The following is a 24,245-nucleotide window of genomic DNA, read 5'->3' as shown; positions in this document are numbered from 1 at the left end:
GGCAACTCGCGCACCAATGCTCAGAGTTCGTCCAGGAGCAGCAGTGACGACGGGCGGTCCGCGCTCGTCGGGTGCATGCGCAGGAGTTGGTGCAGGGCGCCCGCGCTGCCCGGGAGCAGGGATGCCGTGGTGGTGTGCCGAGTGGACGGGGTGTGCGGGCCGTAGGTTTCGAGCCCGGTGAGCAGGAGCGCGTCCAGCCGCTCGCGGGTGGGGGCGTTCCGCAGATGGGATCGAAGCTGCTCGGGGGCGCCGCGCAGCAGGGTGTCCAGGAGTTCCCACGAGCCCAGGTCGCCGTGGCACAGCGTGTAGTCCCAGCCGAAGCCGGTGCGCCAGGTCGCGGCCGCCGCGCGCAGGGCCCGGTCGAGCTGCTCGGGGGCGCCGGTGCGCCGGTACAGGTCCCAACCGGCCAGGCCGATGCCGGTGCTGCCGTGGCACCACGAGTCGAGGAACAGGACCTCGTCCCGCTGTCGGCCGTCGAGCCAGCCGCGCACCTTCGGGTCGTACAGGGCTTCCTGGAACGCCCATGCCAGATCCGCGAGTTCGAACCACTTCGGCCGGCTCGCGGCCAAGCCCAGTCGGGTCAGGGCCCAGGCGATGCCCGCGGCGCCGTGCGCGAAGCCGCCGATGCCGTCGGGGAAGAGTACGGTCGGCCAGCGGGCGGTGCGTCGGCCGAGGGAGTCCTCCTCGACGACCGCGCGTCGCCCGAGCAGTTCCGCGGCGGATTCGGCGACGTCGCGCCAACGGCGGTCGCCGGTACGGTCGGCCAGGGCGAGCATCGGCACGATCGATCCGGCGGCGCCGCCGGCCAGGTCGAGGATGGTGTCCTCGGCCAGCAGGCCCGGTGCGCGCTCGGCGTGTCGGATCGCCCGGTCCAGGTCGGTCGGCCGGCCCGACGCGGTGTGCAGGGCCAGCCAGGTGCGGACCGCCGCGCCGATCCCGTCGAACGCGCCGATCCGGGCGGTGGGTACCGCGTCCTCCATGGCCGCCAGTGCCCGGATCGCCCCCTCGGTGAGCGCCGGCAGCCCGTCCACGATCGGCACCCGGCCCGCGCGGGACTCGGTCAGATACGCGCGCAGGGCCAGTGCGACGCCGGCCTGTCCGCTGTACAGGTCGGCGGCGAACGGGCGTACGTTGAAGCCGCTGTCGGTGTACACCGGCCCGATCCAGGTGGCCGTCCCGTCCGCGCCGACCACGGCCCGGGCGCACAGGTCGCGCGCCGCTTCGGCGGCGAGGGCGCGCCGGCGCTCCTCCCGCTCGTCGTGTCGTACTCGCACCTCGCGGTGTCGTTCCCCCTCGGGCATCGCGCTGCGGTCGCGGTAGACGCCGAGCAGCGAGGAGCGGATCATCACCTCCTCGAACTCCGGGTCTCCGGCCCGCCAGCGGTCGAGGCTCTCGTCGATCAGGTGTGCGGGATCGCCCCATTCGGTGCCGCGTGGTCCGGTCATCCGCCCCCGCTCGGGCCGGACGCCGAAGAACGGGATGTCGCCGTCGAGGAGATCGGCGACCTCCGCGCCGACCACCTCGGGCGTGTCGGGGGCGCCGTGCAGCGCCTTCGCCTGGCGGATCAGCACATCCCGCGCGCGCTCGACGGCCGGGCCCTCCTCGTGCAGCGACGCGGGATGCCAGAGCATCCGGGCGATCTCGACGTAGACCTGGGTGGGGCGCAACACCACCCGCAGCTCACAACCGGCGAACACGTCGAGCATCGGCCGCAGTCGCCCGGCCGCGTCGCGTCCGTCCAGGCGGGCGCGCAGGTCGCGATAGCCGTGCACGATGTCGTCCTGATGGGCGAGCGGATCGGCGTCGGGGGCGGGCAGGTTGGCCGATCCGGCGACGTCGGCGGGCTCCATCGTGAGCCGGGCCAGATCGGTGCCGGCGCCGGTGATCACCGGCACCGGGACGCGCGGTTGCTGGTCGGGAAGGGCACCGACCGCGGACATGTCCACGCCCTGCAGCGCGAGTTGGCCCAGGCGCATCGGCAACAGGCCGGTGCGCAGCACGGTGCGCCGGACCGAGGCGGCGGCGGTGTCGAAGGCATCGCCGAGTCCGCTCGCGCCGACCCGGGGTTCGGGGCTGAACAGGGTCTCGCAGTCCACCACCCACGGGACGGGGCCGCACGCGATCACGTTCTCCGAGTGCAGGTCGGTGCCGCCCAGCAGTTGCACGACGCACATCCATTCGCCGAGGCCGCGGTAGAAACGGGACCGTTCGGCGGCGTCGGCGCAGTAGCGGTGTTCGACGTATTCGGCCCAGCCGTACTCGCCACCGAGCAATACCCGGGGGACCGCGATGCGTTCCTCGCGCGGGACGTGCGCCAGGAGGGTGTCCACGGTGGTGGCGAGGGCGACGTCCACGTCGAGTGCGCGGGGTTTGTACACCACGCGGCCGGCCTCGAAGCGGAGCAGGGCCACGGTACGGCCGCCGCGGTGCGAGTCGCCCGCGTCCGTGCCGATCTCGACGAGTTCGCCGGGGCGTGTGCCGAGCAGGTCGGTGAGCCGGTCGCGATCGGCGGCGATGCGGCGGGCCAGAGTGAGCAGCGCCGTGCACCGATTGCGGATCACCCGGTCCAGCCGCGGTGCGAACGCGGGATAGTCGACGTCGAGTTCGCTCCAGAACCCGGGCTCGGCGGCGTGTTCGAGGAATTCGAGCCAGCGTTGCTCGCTGGTCGCGCGGGTGAGCCGGCCGGACATCCGGGCCGCGTGCAGTTCCAGCAGCAGCAGTCGGTTGGCCTTGGGGCGCACGGTCTCCAGCAGGGCGCGTCGGGCGGCGCGCAGCAGGATCTCCCGCTCGGTGGTCGACAGCGGGTCCGGCACGGCGCGCAATCGGCGCCGAAAGCGGTTCAGGGCGGGGCCGATCAGCGGCTCGAACGCGGTGTCGAACTCACCCGCGTCGTCGTAGCTCACCACGGGACGCGGCCGGACCGGAATCGCCATCTGCGGATCGCCACCCATCGAGACGGACCCGCCGCCCGACACCGATCGACGCAACGATCGGCGCCGGACGGCGGGCCGGTGAGCTTCGGTCAGCAACAGGCGCGGGTGCGCGACCACGAACAGGCGGTGCCGCAGCTGATCGCCGCGACGTCGATCTCGGTGAGGCCCTGTTCCGTGGCGGATCCGCCGATGTAGAGCGAACCGGCGGGGTTTTCCATGCCGTCGGTCGTTTCGGCGCCGGAGCGCCAGGCGTCGACGACGGTGTTCCGCGTGGCATTCGATGCAGTGCGCATGACGATACCTTTCCGCCGATGCCGATGATTACCGGCGGGTACACCGGGTTCAGCGATCATCGACCCTGGGTGAGGGAAGTGCGGCAGGCACACGTTAGCGTCCGAATGTCGTCCGCGACAGACTTCCGCGCGACGAGGCGAATTCTCCACTCCCAGGCCGTAATCGAGTGGTTCGCGCGCGGTCGGGCGGGCGACCGATGGTGGTCGATGCGCCCCCTCGACGCTGCGACCGGCCGGTTTTCCACCGCGAACGTGGTCCGGGATTCGGAACGGCTCTTGTCATTGGTCTAGTCCATTGACACTCTTGGCACGTCGCCGACGGTCATCGCTCCATGGCTCGTCGGTGGTTCCCGTACGGCAATTCCGCCTATTTCGAGCGTGAGCCGACACTGCTCCGTCGGCGTACCGAACTTTGCACTCCTACCCCGGAGAAGAACCATGCGCAGAGCTCAACCACGTCCGTGCCCGGCGACGTCGAAGCGGGGCGCGCCGTGACCGCCCCCGACGTCCGGCCCGGGTTATCCGGTTCGGGGCGTCCCGAGGATCGATACACCGTGCCGGGCCTGTTGGCAGCCCGCGCGGACCTCGACCCGCATCGCGTCGCGATCCTGGTCCCGGGCCGGTCCGGGACCGCACTGACCTTCACCGACTGGTGGCGCCGATCCGTCGCCCTGGCCTTCGAGTTGCACCAGCGGGGGGTACGCGCCGGGGATCGGGTCGCGCTGATCTTCGCCGGTCGCGAATGGGCCGACTACGCGGTCGCCTACTGCGCGGTCCAGCGGGCCGGCGCGGTCGCCGTACCGCTGCCCGAACGCCTGCCGGCCACCGCCGTGCAGGCCATGCTCACGCACTGCGCGGCGGCCGGCGTCCTGCACGGCGTCGACATCGAGCCACCGAACACCGGCGCCTGGACCGCGATTTCGGCGACCCTCGAAGCCGCCGCGGACACGAGGGCCCGCTCGAATCCGGCCGCGCCCCCGGCGCCGGATCCCGTGGATCCGCACGAACCCCCGGAGCCCGCCGAACCCTCGGCCCCCGCCGAGCCGCATCCCGACGACCTCGCGCAGATCCTCTACACCTCCGGCACCACCGGCACCCCCAAGGGCGTCGGCGCCACCCACGCCAACCTCACCCACGGCTTCGAACCATCGCCCCGACGAAGGCAGTTGGCGCACTCGAAGCACTTCCTGCACGCGTTCCCGATCGGCACCAACGCCGGACAGACCATGTTGCTCAACGCGCTCACCGCCGAGCCGACCGCGCTGTGCGCCCCGACGTTCGACGCCGAGGAGTTCTGCGCGCTGATCGCCGCCCACCGCGTCGGCACCGTGTTCACCGTGCCGGCGATGGCGACCGACCTGGTCAACTCGCGGGCCTGGACCCGGTACGACCTCGACTCGGTGCAACTCTTCGGCTCGACCGCCGCCGCACTGCCGCCGGCCACCGCACTGGCCCTGACCGAGATCTTCCCCGACGCCGTGATCGTCAACTCCTACACCTCCACCGAGGCGGCCCCGGCCCAGACCACCATGGTCTTCGATCCCGACCGGCCGACCTCGGTCGGGCGCGGCACCGGCCATGACGACCTGCGCATCGTCGGCCCGGACGGCGAACCCGTACCGACCGGCGAGGCCGGCGAGATCTGGCTCCACTCGCCCACCACCTCGCGCGCCTACTACCGCGACCCGAGCGCCGACGCCGGGGTGTTCACCGACGGCTGGATCCGGATGGGCGACATCGGCCGACTCGACGCCGACGGCTACCTGTACCTGATCGACCGGGAAAGCGACCTGATCAAGTCCGGCGCGAACAAGGTCGCCACACTCGCTGTGGAGGCAGCGCTGTACGAACATCCGGCCGTCGCCGAGGCCGCCGTGTTCGGCGTCCCGCACGCCGTGATGGGCACGATGGTCGCCGCCGCGCTGGTCCTGCGGGACGAGGTCTCGGCCGACGACCTTCGGGCGTTCCTGCGCGAACGCCTGGCCCGACACGAGATCCCGACCCGATTCCTGTGCCTGGACACCCTGCCCCGCAACCCGGCGGGCAAGGTGGTCAAGGCGGAGCTACGAGCCCGGATGGCCGGGGACGACGCCGCGCGGCCGAGTGTGCCGCGGACCGCGACGGAATCCGCCGTCGGCGGCCTGTGGCAGGAGGTGCTGGGCACGCCCGCCGCCGGCCCCGACGACGACTTCTTCGCCCTGGGCGGGGATTCGTTCAAGGCGACCCGGCTGGCCGCCGCCGCGACCCGTCTGTTCGCCCTCGACGTGCCGGTATCGCTCGCCTTCGACCGACCCGAACTGGCCGCCCAGGCGACCTGGATCGACACCGCGCGGGCACGCCCCGAACCCGACCGGACGGACGCGAAAGCCATGGGCACGCCGGTGGAGCCGATGTGTCCGCCACCGGGGTCCGCGAGCGCCGAGTCGGCCGGGGAGCCGGTGGCGCGCATGCCGCTCAGCTCCCAGCAGGAGAACTTCTTCGTCTGGATGTACGCCACCGACCAGCCGCGCGACGTCGGCCCGGTCAGCGTGGGCATCCGGATCACCGACACCCTCGACCCGGACACCCTGGAGGCGGCCCTGGGCGAGGTGGTGCGCCGACACGAGGCGCTGCGCACCGTCTTCCACTACGCCGACGGCACCGCCGACGCCCTCGTACTCGCCGAACTGCCACCCGAGGTGCGGCGCGTCCGCGCCGAAGGCGCCACGCACGCCGACCGCGAACGGTTCGCCCGCGAGCACGCGGGCGCCGAACGCGAGCACCACTGGGACCTCGCACAAGGACCCCTCGTGCGCGCCCTGCTGATCGAACTCGACCCCGAGGACCACGTGCTGATCCTCGCGGTGCACCACATGGTGTTCGACGGCTGGTCGATGGGCGTACTCCTGCGCGAACTCGCGCTCGTGTACTCGGCCTTGCACACCGGTCGGCCCGCTCCGCTGCCACCGCCCATGCCGACCTGCTCGGAACACCTGAGCTGGGCCCGCGCGCAATGGCCGCGCACCCGTCCGTTCTGGGAAGCGGCCCTGGCCGGGGCGCCCGCCGCGCTCGACCCGTTCCCCGGGCGCGCGGTCACCGGCCTGCTGCACAGCGGTTCGGTGCGTTTCGGGCTTGCCGCCGACCTGGTCGAGCGGTTGCGCACGGTCGCCCGCGAACGGGGCGCCACACCGTTCATGGTGGCCACCGCGTGCTGGACGGGCGTGCTGGCGCGGGCGTCCGGTATCCGGGACATCGTGGTGATGTCGCCCGTACCCGGCCGGACCCGACCCGGCAGCGAGAACCTGATCGGCTGCCTCGTGCAATCCCTGCTGATCCGGGTCGACCTGGACGGCGACCCGTCGTACGACGGCCTGCTCGACCGGGTCCGCACCGCCGCGCTGGCCGCGACCGAGCACCAGTGCTACCCGTTCGCCGAGTTCTACCCGCGCTTTCCGGACGCGGCCTGGGTGCGCTACGAGAGTTGGAGCAACCAGGCGCACTTCCTGGGCCTGCTCTCCGAACCCTTCGAGCTGCCCCGTCAGTTGGACGCCGAATGGCCCACGCCGGACGGCCGCCCGGACCTGGGCGTGCCCGAACTGGCCCTGACCGAACAGCCCGACGGCAGCATCGCCGGCTGGCTGCTCTACAACGACCGCGCGTTCGCCCGGCCCGTCGTCGAGGACCTGGCCCAGGCCTTCGTAGACGCCTGCGAGTTCGCGCTCGACCACCCCCAGGCGCCGGTGTTCGGGGACACCGCCGCGCTGGTGCACGCACCCACCGCCTCCCAGAAGGGCCGCTGATGCGCACCACCCGACCGGTACCCCTGCCGCCGGAATCCCCGTGCCGAGCCCCGGTGTCCCCGGCGCAACACGGCATCCGGTTCACCGAACTCGCGGTACCCACGGGCACCGCGCACCACATGCCGCTGAGCATCCGGTTCACCGGCGACCTCGACCGGACCGCGCTCGCGCACGCCTGTGCCGCGGTCGTGGTGCGACACCCGGTCCTGGGCAGCGCGCTGCGCGAACTCGACGGGGAGCCGTGGCTGGTCCCCGCCGACACCGTTCCGCACCTGGTGATCGAGGACCTGACCGAGACGCCCGACGAGCGACGCGCGGACCTGGCAGCCGAGTCGCTGCGTCGCGAGACACTGCGCCCGTTCGACCCGCAGGCCGGGCCGCTGGTGCGCTTCACCCTGGTCGACGCGGGCCCCGGGCACCGGACCCTGCTCGTGGTCGCCCACCACCTCGCCTTCGACGGCGGCTCCAAGGACATCCTCGTCCGCGATCTGGCCGCGCACTACGCCGCGTTCGGCACCGGCGTCGAGCCGGATCTGCCGGACCTGGAGGAGTCGGAGGACGCCGAGCGGATCGCCCGCGAGGCGGCCCAGGCCGAGCGCCGGGTCGGCCTCGCCGAGATCCGCTTCGCCGGCGAGGAACGTGTACCACCCGCCGTCACCCTGCCCGGACGCCGCCGCGGCGCGCTCGACGGCGGCACCGGCGGATCCGTCCCGATCCCCGTCGACGACGAACTGCGCGTGGCCGTCGCCGCCACCGCCGAACTCCTCGGCGTGAGTACCTTCGCGCTGCTCCTGGGCGCACTGCACACCCAGCTGTGGCGCTACGGCAACGAACGGGCCACGGTCGCCATCGACCTGGGCACCCGCACCGCGCACAGCCGCGACCGGGTGGGTCCCTACGTCAACGAACTCCCCGTCCACACCACGCCGTCGGCCGACCTGACGTTCCGTGCCTTCGTCCAGGCGCTGCGGGCGGATCTGCGCGATCTGTACCCGGTCCGCGACGTGCCGCTGGGCCGGGTCGTTCCCGGCCTGACCCCGCGCCTGGCGCTGGCACCCGTGTCCATGAGCTATCGCCGCCGTACCTCGGTGCCCGACTTCGCGGGCCTGCCCGTGTCGATCGACTGGACCGTGTTCAACCACGCCGCACGCGGCGACCTGCACATGCAGTGCCTGGACGACCCGAACCGACTCGCGCTGCACCTGCACTACGCCACCGACGCCCTCGACGAGGGCGCCGCGACGGTGATCGCGGGCCACTACCGGACCCTGCTGCGGGCGATCGTCGCGGACCCGGACACCCCGCTGTCCCGCCTCGCCCTGCAGAGCGCCGACGAGCGCGAACGTATGGTGCGGGACTGGAACGACACCGCCCGACAAACCGAACACGCGACGCTGTCGGGGCAGTTCGCGGCTCAGGCCGCCCGTACCCCCGAGTCGGTCGCGGTGGAGTGCGGCTCGACCCGGATCACCTATGCCCGACTCGACGCGGCCGTCGACGCGGTGGCCCGGCGGTTGCGGGGCGCCGGGATCGGTCGAGGCGACCTGGTCGCGGTCTGCGTGCGCCGCACGGCCGCGCTGCCCACCGCGCTCCTCGGGGTGCTGCGGGCGGGCGCCGCGTATCTGCCGCTGGACCCGGAATACCCGTCGGCCCGACTGGCGATGGTGCTCGAAGACTGCGCCGCCGACGCCCTGTTGACCGAACACGATCTGCTCGGTCGCTTCCCCGGACGCGCCGACCAGGCGCTGCTGATCGACGGGATCGACGGCAACGACGGCGGCGACGGCATCGACGGGGCCGGCGACCTCGCCGGGACGGCGGAGATCGACCCGGCCGGTGCCGACCCGATCGCCGCATCCCCGCCGACACCCGACGAACTCGCCTACGTGCTGGCCACGTCCGGCTCCACCGGGCGCCCGAAGGGCGTGGAGATCGAACACCGCGCGCTGAGCAACCTCCTCGCCTCGATGCGGGACGTCCTGGCCTGCGCCGCCGACTCGGTGTGGCTCGGGTTGACCTCGGCGTCCTTCGACATCTCGGCGGTCGAGCTGTACGTGCCGCTGATCACCGGCGGGCGGCTCGTGCTCGCCGAGGACGGGGAGACCCGGGACGGCCGGGCGCTGCTCCGGTTGATCCGGGATCGAGGGGTGACCCATGTCCAGGCCACCCCGTCCGGCTGGCGCATGCTGCTCGACGCGGGCTTCGAGGAGCCGGCGGTGTTCGCCGTCACCGGCGGCGAACCGCTGCCGGTGCCGCTCGCGCGGGAGTTGCGCCGCCGGGCCCGCCGCCTGGTGAACGCGTACGGGCCGACCGAGACCACGGTGTGGTCCAGCACCGCTGAGATCGGCCCGGACGACGACGAGGTGACCATCGGCCGCCCGATCGCCAACACCCGGATGTACGTCCTGGACCGGCACCTGGCCCCCGTCCCGGTCGGCGTCGCCGGCGACCTGTACATCGGCGGCGACGGACTGGCCCGAGGCTACCGCCGGTTGCCCGCGGTCACCGCCGACCGCTTCGGGCCCGACCCGTACGGCCCGCCGGGCGCCCGCCTCTACCGCACCGGCGACCTGGCCCGGTATCGCGACGACGGCCGGATCGAGTTCCTGGGCCGGGACGACCACCAGGTCAAGATCCTCGGCCATCGGGTCGAACTCGGCGAGATCGAGAATGCTTTGCTTGCCCACACGGGCATCGCGGCGGCTGCCGTGACGGTGCGCGAGGATGGTGCCGACGGGCCGCTCCTGGTCGCCTACCTGATCCCGCGCGGCGCCGCCACGCCGAGCGCGGCCGAACTGCGCGTGCATCTGGCCGCGACGCTGCCTCGGGCCCTGGTGCCCGGCGTCTACGTGCCGCTGGAGCGCCTGCCGCTGACCCCCAACGGCAAGCTGGACCGGGCCGCGCTGCCCGCGCCGCCGCGCCTGCGGGCGGTCGAACCGGACCCGGCCGACGAGGCGGACACCCCCGCCGACACCGGACCCGCCGCCGAGATCACCGCGATCTGGCGCGAAGTGCTCGGCTTGGACGACATCCGTCCGGACGAGGACCTGTTCGACCTGGGCGGCCACTCGCTCACCGTCACCCGGATCGGCGCGCGCATCCGCAAACGCCTCGGCGTCGACGTACCGCTGCACGTGTTCTTCGAAACCCCGACCATTTCCGGACTCACCAGCGCGGTATCCGCGATGCGAAGCGAGCGGCGGCCATGAACAACCCCACCCGAAGCCACGACCCGCACCCGTTGTCGCCGCAGGACCGGCCCGCCGACCCGTCCGCGTCCCGCCCCTCGCGGCGCATCCCGCTGTCCGCCGGCCAGGAACGGCTGTGGCTGCTCGACCGGATCAATCCCGGCGACGCGGCATTCAACATGTTCCAGGTCCACCGCCTGCGCGGCCCGCTCGACGCCGCCGCCCTCGACCGCGCCCTGTCCGAGCTGGTCGACCGGCACGACAGTCTGCGCGCGACCTTCCCCGACGAGGACGGCGTACCGGTCCAGGTGATCGGCACGCCCGGAACATTCGTCCTGGAGCGGGTGCAGGTGGACGGCGCCCCGGCCGATCGCGAACGACTCGCGCGCGACCTGGTCGCCGAACGCACCAACCGTGCGTTCGACCTGGCCCGGGGCCCGCTGTTCACGGCGAGCCTGCTGCACCTGGACTCCGCCGGCCGGGACCACGTGTTGTGCCTGGCCCTGCACCACATCGTCGCCGACGGCTGGTCGATGAACGTGATCGACGAGGAAATGGCGGCGCTCTACGCGGCGTTCACCGAGGGCCGCCCTTCGCCGCTGACCCCGCTGCCGCTGGGCTACGGCGACTATGTACAGCGCCAACACGAACTCCTCGATGAGCCCGGCTTCGAGGAGCGACTGACCTACTGGACCCGACAACTCGCCGGCGCGCCGACCCTGGATCTGCCGGTCGATCGACCGCGGGGCAGCGGCGCCGACACCGAGTCCGGACACGGCGGTACGGTCACCCACCACCTGCCGGCCTCGCTGCGCACCGGAATCGAACAACTCGCCCGGCACGAGCGGGTCACCCTCTACATGACCCTGCTCGCCGGATACCAGACCCTGCTCGCGCGCTACTGCGACCAGGAGGACGTCTGCGTCGGCTCGCCGCTGGCGGGTCGGGACGAGGAGGACTACGAGCCGCTGGTCGGCTACTTCCTCAACACGTTGGTCCTGCGCGGCAGTACGGCCGGCGACCCGTCGTTCCGCGACTTCCTGGCCCGCACCCGCGCGGTGGCCCTCCAGGCGTACGAGCATCAGGACGTACCGTTCGAGCGGCTGCTCGGCGCACTCGATGTGGACCGGGATCCGGACAGCCCACCGGTGTTCCAGACCATGCTGACCCTGCGCCCACCGGCCGGGGCCGGACTGCGCCTGGCCGGCGTCGTCGCCGAGGGTTTCGAATCGGGGTTCCGCCAGGCGAAGTTCGATCTGGCCCTCGAGGTCTGGCCGGAAGGGGACGAGCTGGTCACCGAGTTCGTCTACAACACCGACCGCTTCGCCCCCGAGAGCATCGCCCGACTGGCCCGCTGCTTCGAGACCCTGCTCGCGGGCGCGGTCGCGCATCCGGACGCGCCGCTGTCCCGGCTGCCGCTGCTGTCGGCGGCGGAACGCGTCCGGGTGCTGGCGGGCGCGGTGGGACCGACCGGCGGCGAATGCCCGGATCCGGTCGTGGCCTTCGAGGTTCAGGCGCTGCGCACCCCGCATGCGATCGCCGTCGAGTCGGGCGACACCCGGGTCGACTACGCCGACCTCGACGTCCGCGCGAACCGGCTGGCCCGGGTGTTGCGCCGGGCCGGCACCGGACCGGACACGGTGGTCGCGGTATGCGCCGAACGCTCGATCGAGACGGTCGTCGCACTGCTGGCCGTGCTCAAGGCGGGCGGCGCGTATCTGCCGATCGATCCGACGTTGCCGGCCGAACGGATCGAGTGGATGCTGGCCGACGGCGGGGCGGAACGGGTGCTGTGCCGTGCGCGATTCGCCGACCGGTTCGCGGGCGGCGAGGTGCCGGTGGTGCTCCTCGACGGGGTCGACGCGGCCCCGAGCGGCGATACCGAAGCGGAGCCGCCCGCCCGGATCGCCGGTCCCGACCATCTGGCCTACATCATCTACACCTCCGGCTCCACCGGCCGGCCCAAGGGCACCCCGATCACCCGGGAGGCGCTGGCCGGTCGGGTGGCCTGGATGCGCGGGCGGTATCGGAGCGGGCCGGGCGACCGGGTGTTGCAGTTCGCCTCGTTCGGCTTCGATACGCACGTCGAGGAGCTGTATCCGAGCCTGCTCGGCGGCGCCACGCTCGTGCTCGCCCCCGCCGACGGACTGCTGCCGGACTTCTTCGGCACCGCGGCCGGGCGCACGCTGACCGTGCTCGACCTGCCGACGTCGTATTGGCACGAACTCGTGGCCCAAACCCCGGGGTTGGCCTGGCCGCAGGCTCTGCGGCTGCTGATCCTGGGCGGCGATCAGGCCGACGCCGCCTCGATGCGGCGATGGCACGAGGTGTTCGGTGAGCGGGTCGAGGTGGTCAACACGTACGGTCCGACCGAGGCCACGGTGATCGCCACCGCGGCGGACCTGGCCGGGGGCGCAGCCGGGACCTGGGACGGTTCCCGGCCGCCGATCGGCCGCCCGCTCGCGGACACCCGCGTGCACGTGCTGGATCGACACCTGGAACCGGTACCGATCGGGGTCGCCGGTGAACTGTGCATCGGCGGTGCCGGGTTGGCGCGCGGCTACCTCGGCCGCCCTGCCCTGACCGCGCGCCACTTCGTGCCCGACCCCTACGGGCCGCCCGGCGCCCGGCTCTACCGCACCGGCGATCGGGCCCGGCAACGACCGGACGGGACCCTGGAGTTTCTGGGTCGCGACGACCACCAGGTCAAGCTGCGCGGCTACCGGATCGAACTCGGCGAGATCGAGGCGGCCCTGGCGGCGCGGCCCGACATCGGCCAGGCGGTGGTGGAAGTCCGGGACGAGCGGGGCGATCGACGTTTGGTCGCCTACGTGGTGCCGGAGGCGGGCGGGTCGATGCCCGTGCCCGACGCGGCCGAGTTGCGGGCCGCGCTGGGCCGTACGCTGCCGGCCTATCTGGTGCCCGCGGCGTTCGTGACCCTGGACCGGCTGCCGCTGACCGCGAACGGCAAGCTGGACCGGGCCGCGCTGCCCGCGCCCGAGCAACCCGGTACGCCCGAGGCCGTCTTCGTGGCGCCGCGCGGCAGCGCCGAGGAGCTGGTCGCGCAGACGTTCGGCGAGGTGCTCGGGGTGTCCCGGGTCGGCGCGCTGGACGACTTCTTCGCCCTGGGCGGCCACTCGTTGCTGGCCACCCGGGCGGTGGCCCGAATCGGCGCGGCGATCGAACTCGCGGTGCCGATCCGGACCCTGTTCGCCGATCCCACCGTGGCCGGTCTGGCCGCGGCGATCGAGGAGTTGCTGATGGTCGAACTGGACGGGCTGTCCGAGGCGGACGCCGAACGACTGGTGCTCGACGGGACCGAGACGGGGGACGTGCGATGACGCTCACCTCACCCCCGACCCGAGCGGGCGGCCTGTCCGCCGCGAAGCGGGCCCTGCTGGAACAGCGGTTGCGCCGGTCGACGGCCGCCGCCCCGCCGTCGATTCCCCGGCTGCCGGACGAGGCCGAGATTCCGCTGTCCTCGGCGCAGATCCCGCTGTGGTTCATGGAGAACCTGACGCCGGGCACCGCCGCGTACACCATTCCGTTCGCGCTGCGGCTGCGCGGGCCGCTGGACGAGGCGGCGGTGGAGCGGGCGTTGACCGGGCTGCTCGCCCGGCACGACAGCCTGCGCACCACATTCGGGACCAGTGCCGACGGTCACCCGACCGCGACCGTGCACCCGCCGGCGCCGGTCCCCGTGACGCGGCGCAGCGCACCCCTCGACCTGGATCTCGGGGCTCGCGAGCGGTGGGCCGCGGCGCTCGTGGGCGAGGAGTTCGCCCGGCCGTTCGACCTGGAGGTGGCCCCGCTGTTCCGGGCCGCGCTGGTGCGGCTGGACCGGGACGACACGATCCTGGTCGTGGTGCTGCACCATCTGGTCGGCGACGGCTGGTCGGTGCACCTGATGGTGAACGAACTCATGACGGACTACAACGCGTTCGTCGCCGGCCTCGATTCGCCCCTGTCGGCACCACCCGTGCGCTACGGCGACTACGCGGCCTGGCAGCAGCGGCGGCTCGGCGGTGCCGAGGGCGAACGTGCCGCCGCCTATTGGCGCGAGCGACTGGCGGGCGTGGGTACGCTGGCGCTGCCCACCGACCGGCCGCGCCCGCCGCAGCAGACGTTTCCCGGGGGCGGGCACTCGTTCGTGCTGGACGCGGAACTGTGCGACGCGGTCACCGCGTTGGGGCGGGCCCATGGTGCCACGCAGTACATGACGCTGCTCGCGGCGTGGCAGGCGGTGTTGTCCCGGCACGGCGGGCAGAGCGACTTCGCGGTCGGCTCGCCGATCGCGGGGCGTCCGCATCCGGATCTGGAGCCGATGATCGGCATGTTCGTGAACATGCTGGCCATGCGGGCGCCGCTGGCGGGTGATCCGACCTTCGCCGAACTCCTGGGCCGGGTACGGGAGAGCAGCCTGGATGCCTACGCCCACCAGGATCTGCCGTTCGATCAGGTGGTGCGCGGGCAGAACGTGGTGCGCGACGTCTCCCGGACGCCGCTGTTCCAGGTCACCTTCGCGCTCCAGAACTACGGACGCGGGGAGCACGGCTTCACCGGGCTCGCGCACGAGTGGTTCACCGCCGACTCCCGGGTGACCCGCTTCGATCTGAGCCTGTTCGTCTTCGAGGTCGGCACCGGGATGCACGGGCTGGTGACGTACAACACCGACCTGTTCGACGCGGGCACGGTCGAGCGGCTGGCCGGGCATCTGGCCACGCTGTTGCGGTCGGTGGTCGCCGATCCGCACGTCCCGCTGTCCCGGATCGAGCTGCTCGACGCGGCCGAGCGGGCTCGGTTGCTCACCGAGTGGAACGATACGGCTCGTCCGCTGTCCGAACACGCCACGCTGGCTGGGGCGATCGAGGCGCAGGTGGCCCGCGATCCGCGTGCGCCGGCGGTGACCTCGCAGGGCGCCACGCTCGACTACGGCGAACTCGACGCCCGCGCGAATCGGCTGGCCCGGCGGTTGCGGGCGGCCGGAGCGGGGCCGGAGACGCCGGTCGCGTTGTGCCTGGAGCAGTCCCTGGACCTGGCGGTGGCGGTGCTCGCCGTGCTCAAGTCGGGTGCGGCGTATCTGCCGCTGGATCCGGAACAGCCGGTGGAGCGGCTGACGTTCATGCTCACCGACTCGGCCGTGCGGGTGGTGGTGACCGATTCCGCGCTGCGCGAACGTACGGTGGGCCACACCGGAGCGGTGATCCTGGTCGACCGCGAGCGGGCCGGGATCGAGGCGGAGAGCGCGGATCCGATTCCGGGCACGGCGCAGCCCGGCAATCTGGCCTACGTGATCTACACCTCCGGCTCGACCGGGCGTCCCAAGGGGGTCGCGGTCCAGCACCGCGAGGCGCTGGCCTATCTGGAGGGGGTGCGCGAGCGGTTCGAGGTGGTACCCGGGTCGGTGTACGGGCTGGCCCAGTCGTTGTCCTTCGACTTCGCGATCACCGCGCTGTACCTGGCCTGGACCACCGGCGGCGAACTGCACCTGATGCCCAAGCGGCTCTCCGGCGCCGAGTTCGCCGACTATCTGGCCCGGCATCCGGTCGACTACCTCAAGATGACGCCCTCGCACCTGGCCGGGCTGGCCGCCGAGGTCGGCACCGAACCGCTGATGCCACGGCGGCTGTTGATCCTGGGCGGCGAGGCTTCGTCGTGGGAGTGGACCCGGGACCTGGCCGCGGCGGGCGGTTGTGCGGTGGTCAACCACTACGGGCCGACCGAGACCACGGTGGGGGTGACCACCTATCGGGTCCGACCCGACGACATGGTGACCTCGACCGTGACGCCGATCGGCCGGCCGCTGCCGAACGCGCGGGTGTACCTGCTGGACGCCCACCTGGAACCGGTGCCGATCGGGGTCACGGGCGAGATCCACATCGGCGGTGAGCGGCTGGCCCGGGGGTATCTGGGCCAACCCGGCGCCACGGCCGACCGGTTCGTCCCCGACCCGTTCGGCCCGCCGGGCGGGCGGCTGTATCGCACCGGCGACCTCGGACGGTATCTGCCCGGCGGCGACATCGAGTTCCTGGGACGCGGCGACCAGCAGATCAAGATTCGCGGCTACCGGGTCGAACCGGCCGAGATCGAGGAGGCGTTGCGGGCACAGGAGGGCGTCGCGCAGGCCGTGGTGGACGCGCGCGGTCCGGCGGGCGCGCAGCGGCTGATCGCGTATCTGGTGCCGCCGGAGGAGGACGGGGACGATCCGGCTCCCCCGGGTGAGCGTCCCGCCGGTGCGGAATTGAGGCGCGCGTTGTCGGTGCGACTGCCCGAGTACATGGTGCCGTCGCGCTTCGTGTGGCTGGACCGCCTGCCGCTGAAGGCGCACGGCAAGGTGGATCGGGCGCTGCTGCCCGAACCCGACACCGCCGAGGGCGCGGGTGGCGGTGAGCGGGTACCGCCGTCGAGCGAACTCGAGGCAACTCTCGTCGAGATCTGGACCAAGGTCCTCGAACTCGGCTCGGTGGGTGTGACCGACGACTTCTTCGAACTCGGCGGCCACTCGCTGCTCGCCATGCAGGTGTTGGCCCAACTGCGCAAGGCGTTGCCGCCCGGTGGTCGGCAGGTGTCGCTGCTCGAACTGTTCAAGCACCGGACCGTCCGCGAACTGGCGCAGCTGCTCGAACGTCCCGTCGGTGGGGACGAACCACGGTCGCTGCTGCACGAGTTGACCCGGCCGATCCCGGTCGGGCAGCGGGTGTTGTCGCTGGTGTGCGTGCCGTACGGCGGTGGCAGCGCGGTGGTCTATCAGCCGTTGGCGGACGCGCTGCCGGCGGGGCACGCGCTGTACTCGGTGGCGATTCCCGGCCACGACCTGTCGATGCCGGAGGCGCCCAGGCCGATCGAGGAGGTCGCCCGGGAGTGCGCGGACGAGATCCTGGCCGGGGTCGAGGGGCCGTTGGCGCTGTACGGGCACTGCGGGGTGGGCAGCGCCCTCACCGCGCAGATCGCGTATCTCCTGGAGCAGGCCGGGCGCCGCCTGGAGGCGGTGTACCTGGGCGCGATCTTCCCGTTCGCCCGGCCCGAGGGCGGTGTGCTCGGTGCGCTGACCCGGTTCGCCGGCCTGGAGCGGCTGCGCGGGGACCGGGTGCACCTGAACTGGCTGACCTCGATGGGCGCCGACCTCGGCGACCTGGACGAGGAGCAGGTGAGCTTCATCATCCGCAACATGCGCAAGGATGGGCTGACTTCGGAGGCCTACTTCACCAAGCGCATGGCCGAGGACCTGCCGCCGCTGGCCGCACCGGTGATCTCGGTGGTCGGCGAGCGCGACCCGAGTACCGAGTTCTACCAGGAGCGCTACCGCGAGTGGCACTTCATGGCCTCGGCCACGGCGTTGGTGGTGATCGACGAGGCGGGCCACTACTTCCTGCGGTACCGGGCCGAGGAGTTGGCCGAGATCGTCACCGCGACACACGACGCGGTGGCGCGCGACCGTACCGAACCGCTGACCCGGGCGGTGCGCGGCGAGGATGCGAGCTGGTGGCTCCACGGGGTCTCCGGGACCGAATCCGACTCGCCGGCCGAGGCGGTGCCGGGTTCGGGGTCGGGCTCGGTCGTGGACGCGAAGAGAGCCGATCGGTCGGCGGTGCGGCCGAGCATGGGCCGCTTCATGGCGGTGGCGCTCGGGCAACTCGCCTCGATCACCGGGTCCGCGCTGACCGAGTTCGCCATCCCGATCTGGATCTACCTGCGTACCGATTCGCTCACCCAGTTCGCGCTGTTCTCGGTGTTGGCCCTGGTGCCGGGAATCGTGGTGGCGCCGCTCGCGGGGGCGGTGGTGGACCGCAACAGCCGCCGGTCGGTGATGCTGGTCGCGGACTGTGCGGCGGGTCTGGTGCAGGTGACGATGGCACTGTTGCTGTGGGCGGGCCATTTGGGGGTGGGCGCGGTCTACGGCCTGCTCGTGGTGTTGTCGCTGACCGCGACCTTCCAACGGCTGGCCTACAACTCGGCGGTGCCGCAACTGGTGCCGAAGCGCTATCTGGGCCATGCCAACGGGATCGTGCAAATGAGCACCGGACTGGCCCAGTTGATCGTCCCGTTGATCGCGGTGGCGCTGCTCGCGAGCATCGGGCTCGGCGGGATCCTGCTGATCGACATCACCACCTTCGTGATCGCGGTGACGGTGGTGGCGTTCGTGCCGTTCCCCGACACGATGGCGCAGACTCGGCGCGAGAGCATGGTCAAGGAGATCGCCAACGGGGTGCGCTACTCGATGGGGCACGCGGGATTTCGCACGATGCTGCTCTACTTCGCGCTGCTGAACGTCTTCCTGGCGCCGATGCTGGTGTTGATGACGCCGCTGGTGTTGTCGTTCGGCTCGGTGCACACCGCCGGTGCGGTCGGCGTGGCGGCCGGGGCGGGTGCGCTGCTCGGCGGGCTGGCCATGGGTGTGTGGGGCGGCCCCCGGCATCGGCGGATGCACGGCATCCTGGTCGCCACGGTGCTGATCGCGGTGTTCGCCTTCCTGGCCGGGCTGCGGCCCTCGCCGGTGCTGGTCGGGATCTCCTTCTTCGGGGTGTTCTTCGGCCTGTCGCTGCTCAACGGCATCTACGCGACGATCATCCAGGTCAAGGTGCCGCAGCGGTTCCACGGCCGGGTGATCGCGCTGAACACGATGGTGGCGTGGTCGACCCTCCCGCTGGGCTTCGGGGTGATCGCGCCGCTGTCGGTGCATCTGCTCGAACCGCTGTTCCGCCCGGACGGCGCGCTCGCCTCCAGCGTCGGCCGGGTGATCGGCGTGGGGGAGGGGCGCGGCACCGGATTCCTGTACCTGATCTGCGCGTCGGCGATGATCCTGCTGGCCCTCGCCTCGTTCCGACACCGGGTCATCTCACGCTTCGACGACGAGGTCGCCGACGCCATGCCGGACGACCTGATCGGCATCGAGGAACGCCGCAAGCGCACCGAGAACCCATCCACCGAGCCCAACCCGACCCACCTCGAACCGGAGAAGGTATGACCACCGACGACGAACCCACGCCTGTGTGCCGTGTAGTGATCAACGACGAGGACCAATACTCGGTCTGGGCCGCCGACCGCGACATCCCGGCCGGTTGGCGAGCCGAAGGCTTCACCGGCCCCCGCGCGGACTGCCTGGCCCACATCGACAGAGTCTGGACCGACATGCGCCCCCGCAGCATCCGCACCCCCACGAACACCTGACCCAACCCCACCCGGCGGTGGGCCCGACTCGGGCCCACCACCGGCGAGCGATCACCGACCCAGGCTCAGCAGGCGATCGCTGTCGAACGTGAGGTCGACCGGCGCGGGAAGGCGCACGCGCGTGCCGAAGGGGTGCCGGACAACGGTGGTGTAGACCCCGTTCTCGGGCCGGCCGTGCACGACCGTCTCGCGCCCGTCGCGGTCGATCACGAGGCAGAGCGGGATGGCGGTCTCGGCGTACACGAGGGGTTTCTCCTCGCGAGTACGCCGATCACGCGCCTGCTCGCAGGAGGTCACCTCCACGACCATGAGCACCGCCGCGGGGTCGGCCCACTCGCCGTGGCCGGCGAAACTGCCCGCCGGCGCGAGCACGGCATCGGGCCGGAGCCGCCCACGATGGTCGACTTCGGCCTTGAGTCCGTACCCGGAGTAGAGCGAGTATTCCGGCCGCAGTCGTACGAACGTCCGTATCAGCCATGCCACGGCCTCGGAACGATCGCCATCGGCCCGCGCCGTGGTCCGCATCTCGCCTCGGACAAGCTCCAATCGCACGAATTCGCCGTCGGCAACCCGCTCGATGCCCTCGAACTCCTCGGCGTCCATACCCTCCCGTGCGATCACCGGACGAGGTCGAGGAGGGGGTCGGTGTCGAGAGTGAGCTCGATCGGGGCGGGGATGTGGAGGGGGCTGCCGAACGGGCGGTGGACGACGTTGGTGTATTTCGCGCCGTCCGGTTCGCTGTACACGATCGTCTCGCAACTGTCGCGGTCGATCAGAAGATAGAGCGGAATGCCGGTCTCGGCGTATGCCTGCGGCTTGTCCTCGCGGTCGCGGCGGTTGGTGTCCGGGTCGAACGAGGTCACCTCCACGACCATGAGCACCGCCGCGGGGTCGGCCCACTCGCCGTGGCCGGCGAAACTGCGCCGGGGTGCGACGGTGCAGTCCGGGCGGGCGCGACCGTTGCGATAGCGCTCGACGCGGAGGCCGCGCTCGGGATACACCGAAAGCTCGCGTTGCCTTCGGGTGAACTCCTCGATCAGCCACACGACGAACTCGTCGTGGTCCCCGTCGGGCATCGCCTTTACCCCCACCCTGCCGCCGATGAGTTCCAGCCGTAGTGCTTCGGCGGTATCGCGGGCGATGCCCTCGAACTGTTCGACGGGCATGCCCGCACGTTCGGTCACCGTGTTCATCGGTGGCCTCCGTTCCCGTGGCTCGCGTCGCGTCATTCGTCCATGATTGCCGCCGACCGCCCATGGGGCCATCAACCGGGCCGATGTGCTGTCGTCGGGGGAACCGTACGCGTGGATTTCCACGTCGGGGTGGGGTCTTGGTCGTTGTCCCCCCAACGAGTGAGCGGGTCAGGGGGTGTTGGCCGGTTCGGGGGTTCGGGTTCGGGGGCGGCCCTGGTGGTGGGCGTGTGTGCTGATGGCTATGCCGAGGGTTGTGATGGTCGCGGCCAGGAGGTGGATGGCGCGTAGGCCCGGGCCGTCGGCGGTGTGGCCGCCGAGCCAGGCGCCCGGGGCGACGGCCGGTTGGTAGGCGGAGGCGTTGACGGCCATGGCCAGGGTGGGGGCGGAGGAGGCGGTGGTCAGGACCCGGGTCTGCATGCCGGGGATGACCGCGAAGCCCAGGATCGCGGTGGGCACTCGCGCGGCCTGCTCATGAGAGGACGCCAACCAGTTCTGTACACATCAGTCAACAATGGCCGACAGCGGGGCGCGTTGGTGGCGTCGGCGCCAGAAAGGGCGGTCGGGCCAGCGTTGTTCGGCGGCGTAGGCGTCGTGGTGGTTGCGGTGGTAGGCGTCGAGCACGGTGGTGATGCGATCGTGGTACGCGTCGAGGGCGCCGGGGTGGCCCGCCAAGCTCGCGTCGATCGCCTCGCCGGCGGTCAGGCCCGTGTACAGGGCGGTGAGGATGCCCTGGGACGACAGCGGGTCGAAGGCGACGGCGGCGTCGCCGACCACGATCCAGCCGTCGCCGACGACGCGGTCCAGGTGCGCGCTGTGGGCCGGGGCGCGGCGCGGGGCCGGGTCGTGGGGGAAGGGGATGGCGGCCACTCGGGCGGCGGTGTGGGTGGTCTCGGCGAGGTGGGCGCGGAAGGCGACGTCCCTGCCGGGCCCGTGCGTCGGCGAGTCGGCGTCGGTGAAGTAGACGATCAGGATTCGGTTGCCGGGGACCAGGGCGGTGTACCACCAGCCGTCGGGGGCCGACTCGACCAGGGTGCTCGCGTCGGTATACCGGACGGGCACGTCCGGCAGGGTCACGTGCAACGCGACCAGTGCGTCCCGGGTCCGGCGGCGCGCGCCGCCGATGCCGGTCGCGATGGCCGCGCGGCGGCCCGTCGCGTCCACGAGCCGGTCGCAGACCGCGACTTCGTGCCGATCGCCGCGGTGCAGCGGTACCGACCACCTGCCGTCGGGACGCCGCGACGGCACGCCGACCCGGGTGTGTTCGGCGACCTCCGCGCCCGCCGCCCGGGCGCCCTCGCGCAGCCGTGCGTCGAACAGGGCGCGGTCCAGATGCCGGCCGGATCCGTACGGGTCGGCGATGCCCGACACCGTGGCCGGCCGCGCCGAACCCCACGCGGACAACGTGGCGTGGCACGGCAGATGGCCAGGCCCCGGTACGTGCTCGGCCACGCCCAGGTCCACCAACAGCCGCCCCGCGGCCGCCGGCAGCGCCTCGCCGATCGCCGGCGGCCCGGAACCCGCGTCGGCGAGCAGGACCGAACGACCGGCCCGGGCCAGGGTGATCGCGGCCGAGGCGCCGGCCGGACCGCCGCCCGCCACGATCACCTCGTGGCGCCCACGGTCGGGCGGCGCCCCGGCCCCGGTCACGGGGTGTCCAGGTAGGGGTCGATGTTGTCGACGTAGCCCACCGTCACCTCCGCGGAGTCGTGCCCGGTCGCCTCGACCACGGCCGCGGTCGCCGTCTCCACCTCCATCCGCGCCGGGACGTGCACGTTGACCAGGTTGTTGGTGTCGGCGGCCTGGTCGAACGGCGGCTCGGGTGTCGATTCGACCTGCATCACCTGCGGGAAGCGGCCGTCGCCCACGGTGTAGGGGCGGGTCTCGACGATGCCGAGCTTGTACCAGCCGTCCACCATCTGCCGGCGCTGCTCCTGCGGGGTGCTCCCGGTCAGGCCGCGCAGCCACACCGCGCGGTGCGCGAAGGCGGCCTCGCGGTCCGCCGAGCCGTCGCCGTCCGGGCGGTTGACCGTCTCGTAGTCGCTCTGCTTCAGCACGTGGTTCGGCACGCGCGCCGGCCAGAACGTGGGCACGTACGGGTCGTAGCGCGGCCCGAGCCCGGCCTGCGACTCGTACCCGGCCCGACACCCGGCGGTGTCCGTCTGCCACGGCACCGCCATCCATCGGCTCAGGTCTCCCGGGCCTTGCGCGTGCAACGGCCCGTCGGCGGCCAGCGCCTCGTCCGGGGTCAGCGTGTCGCCGTAGTCGGGATCGGGCGCACCCTCGGCGCGCGGCAGGATCCGGAACGGCTCGGCGAACATCGACGCGTGCCGGATCGGCCAGGTCACCTCGATCCCCGGATGGAACGCGTCGGCCACACAGAAGTCCAACGCGGCCCGATCCAACAACCCTGGCCGCGCCGCCGGCGGCGCGTCCTCCACCCTCGAGGGGTGGCCCGGGAACGGCGCCGGATCGAACTCGCCCCGCGACCACGCGAGCAACATCCGGTCCTGGGTCGGGGACAACGTCATGTACTGCCGCACCGTGCGCGGCACGCTCGCCATGCCGTCCCCGTACATCCACGGCCACGGCATCGGCGACTTGTCGTCGCGGCCGTAGTCGCGCAGCGCCGTGTACACCTGCCGGCGCACCTCGCGATACTCGGCCGCCGGACTCCCGAGCCGGGCCAGGTTGTCCGGGTCGAGGAAGTGCCGCGGACCGGCCCAGCCGAACTGCGCGGCGAACCCCGCGTTGACCCACTGGAGTTCGCAGAACCGGCGCAGGATCGGCTCGATGTGCTCGCCGAAGGACACCGTGGCCGGGAACGGCAGTTGCCCCGTCGAGACGAACACGTCGAAGAGCAGGTCGTACAGGGTCCGCAGGGTGCGCACCTCGGGCGCGAAGTTCGGCGGCGCGACCACCACCCACGCCGGATCCACCGGGATCGGCATGCCGTCGACGGTGACCGTCGCGGTGACCGGCCCGTCGGAGATGTCGTCGTACCAACCGTCGTTGTTGGTGACCGAGGCCAGGGGCGTGTGGTCGGGGGAGCCGGACGTGCCGTGTCCGCCGAGCACCACCAACCGGCCCGCCTCGTCGGCGTGCATCTCGCCCAGCGGCACGTCGACCCGGCCGAGGAAGCGGCCGCCGGTGAACGGCACGACCGCGCCGCTCGCCGCGTCCAGGGTCTTGCGGCCGGGGTCGATCACCAGCGAACCCCGGTCGCCGACCCGGGGGTTGCGCCGCACCGAGGGCTTGGCCGCCGGGTCGCGCGAGTCGGGGATGTCCAGCGGCAGATGGAACTCGTACCAGCCCGCCTTGCGGTTGGCCACGTGCACGCCCCAGGTGATCCTGGTGCCCGGGTCGGAGGTGGTCACCTCGCGCACCACCCGGCCGTCGGCGGTGTAGCCGTACAGCCGGAACCGGGCCGCCTGCCGCTTGATCGCGCCGTCGGGGTCCTTGAACGAACCCGTCGGGGAAACCGGCGGGTTCGGGGTCTCGGGACCGAGGAACCAGCCGTCGGGGCGCGTGCTGTTGCCCACACGCGCGATGCCGATGGCCGGGTGGATCCGTAGTCGGACGATCGCATCGCCCGTCCTGCCGCTGCCGTTGCGGTCGCTCACAACACTCCCGTCGCCGTCGTGCGTCCCAGTCGCGCGCGCCCCTACACGCTCGTCAACCGCGCGTACCCGGC

12 protein-coding genes are annotated in these 24,245 nt (G+C 72.3%); 5 read left to right on the top strand and 7 right to left on the bottom strand.

Going from position 1 to position 24,245, the window contains the following annotated elements; translation table 11 throughout:
- Positions 1-20: 20 nt before the first annotated feature.
- Positions 21-2,933 carry a type 2 lanthipeptide synthetase LanM family protein gene (locus B4N89_RS31135; RefSeq protein ID WP_078980626.1) on the bottom strand — a complete coding sequence of 971 codons (2,913 nt, stop codon included), beginning with the start codon at positions 2,931-2,933 and terminating at the stop codon, positions 21-23.
- A gap of 89 nt (positions 2,934-3,022) precedes the next feature.
- Positions 3,023-3,226, bottom strand: coding sequence for a DUF6229 family protein (locus tag B4N89_RS31130; protein WP_078979831.1), 204 nt, complete (start codon positions 3,224-3,226; stop codon positions 3,023-3,025).
- Positions 3,227-3,780: 554 nt separating this feature from the next.
- Here B4N89_RS31130 and B4N89_RS31120 point away from each other — a divergent pair.
- From B4N89_RS31120 to B4N89_RS31100, 5 genes are read left to right on the top strand one after another with little or no spacing between them, the layout of a single operon-like run.
- Positions 3,781-7,005 (top strand): class I adenylate-forming enzyme family protein, encoded by a 3,225-nt coding sequence (locus B4N89_RS31120; RefSeq protein ID WP_235619013.1) that lies wholly within the window; start codon positions 3,781-3,783, stop codon positions 7,003-7,005.
- Positions 7,005-10,214 carry a non-ribosomal peptide synthetase gene (locus B4N89_RS31115; protein ID WP_078979828.1) on the top strand — a complete coding sequence of 1,070 codons (3,210 nt, stop codon included), beginning with the start codon at positions 7,005-7,007 and terminating at the stop codon, positions 10,212-10,214. Before B4N89_RS31120 ends, B4N89_RS31115 begins: the two co-directional genes overlap by 1 nt.
- The gene (locus B4N89_RS31110) at positions 10,211-13,534 is read left to right on the top strand and encodes a non-ribosomal peptide synthetase (RefSeq protein WP_078979827.1); all 3,324 of its coding nucleotides are present in this window, start codon (positions 10,211-10,213) and stop codon (positions 13,532-13,534) included. Before B4N89_RS31115 ends, B4N89_RS31110 begins: the two co-directional genes overlap by 4 nt.
- Positions 13,531-19,158 carry a non-ribosomal peptide synthetase/MFS transporter gene (locus B4N89_RS31105; protein WP_078979826.1) on the top strand — a complete coding sequence of 1,876 codons (5,628 nt, stop codon included), beginning with the start codon at positions 13,531-13,533 and terminating at the stop codon, positions 19,156-19,158. Before B4N89_RS31110 ends, B4N89_RS31105 begins: the two co-directional genes overlap by 4 nt.
- Positions 19,155-19,361: an MbtH family protein gene (locus B4N89_RS31100; RefSeq protein ID WP_078979825.1), complete on the top strand. Its 207-nt coding sequence runs from the start codon at positions 19,155-19,157 to the stop codon at positions 19,359-19,361. The genes B4N89_RS31105 and B4N89_RS31100 overlap by 4 nt, the downstream gene beginning before the upstream one ends.
- A gap of 51 nt (positions 19,362-19,412) precedes the next feature.
- Here B4N89_RS31100 and B4N89_RS31095 read toward each other — a convergent pair whose 3' ends face one another.
- The 5 genes from B4N89_RS31095 to B4N89_RS31075 all read right to left on the bottom strand — a co-directional run bounded on the left by B4N89_RS31095 (position 19,413) and on the right by B4N89_RS31075 (position 24,174).
- The gene (locus tag B4N89_RS31095) at positions 19,413-19,964 is read right to left on the bottom strand and encodes a Uma2 family endonuclease (RefSeq protein WP_078979824.1); all 552 of its coding nucleotides are present in this window, start codon (positions 19,962-19,964) and stop codon (positions 19,413-19,415) included.
- A 14-nt stretch (positions 19,965-19,978) separates the two neighbouring features.
- Positions 19,979-20,554, bottom strand: a complete 576-nt coding sequence (locus tag B4N89_RS31090; protein ID WP_078979823.1) for a Uma2 family endonuclease — start codon at positions 20,552-20,554, stop codon at positions 19,979-19,981.
- Positions 20,555-20,722: 168 nt separating this feature from the next.
- The gene (locus B4N89_RS31085) at positions 20,723-21,040 is read right to left on the bottom strand and encodes an MFS transporter (RefSeq protein ID WP_143658150.1); all 318 of its coding nucleotides are present in this window, start codon (positions 21,038-21,040) and stop codon (positions 20,723-20,725) included.
- Positions 21,041-21,055: 15 nt separating this feature from the next.
- Positions 21,056-22,201, bottom strand: coding sequence for an FAD-dependent monooxygenase (locus B4N89_RS31080; RefSeq protein WP_078979821.1), 1,146 nt, complete (start codon positions 22,199-22,201; stop codon positions 21,056-21,058).
- Positions 22,198-24,174, bottom strand: a complete 1,977-nt coding sequence (locus tag B4N89_RS31075; RefSeq protein WP_235619012.1) for a LodA/GoxA family CTQ-dependent oxidase — start codon at positions 24,172-24,174, stop codon at positions 22,198-22,200. The genes B4N89_RS31080 and B4N89_RS31075 overlap by 4 nt, the downstream gene beginning before the upstream one ends.
- Between the last annotated feature and the right edge of the window lie 71 nt (positions 24,175-24,245).

It is taken from the genome of Embleya scabrispora (assembly GCF_002024165.1).
GTDB classification, from domain to species: Bacteria; Actinomycetota; Actinomycetes; order Streptomycetales; family Streptomycetaceae; genus Embleya; species Embleya scabrispora_A.
Note: the sequence above shows the minus strand (reverse complement) of the source record. Positions and strands in the feature narration are given on the sequence as shown.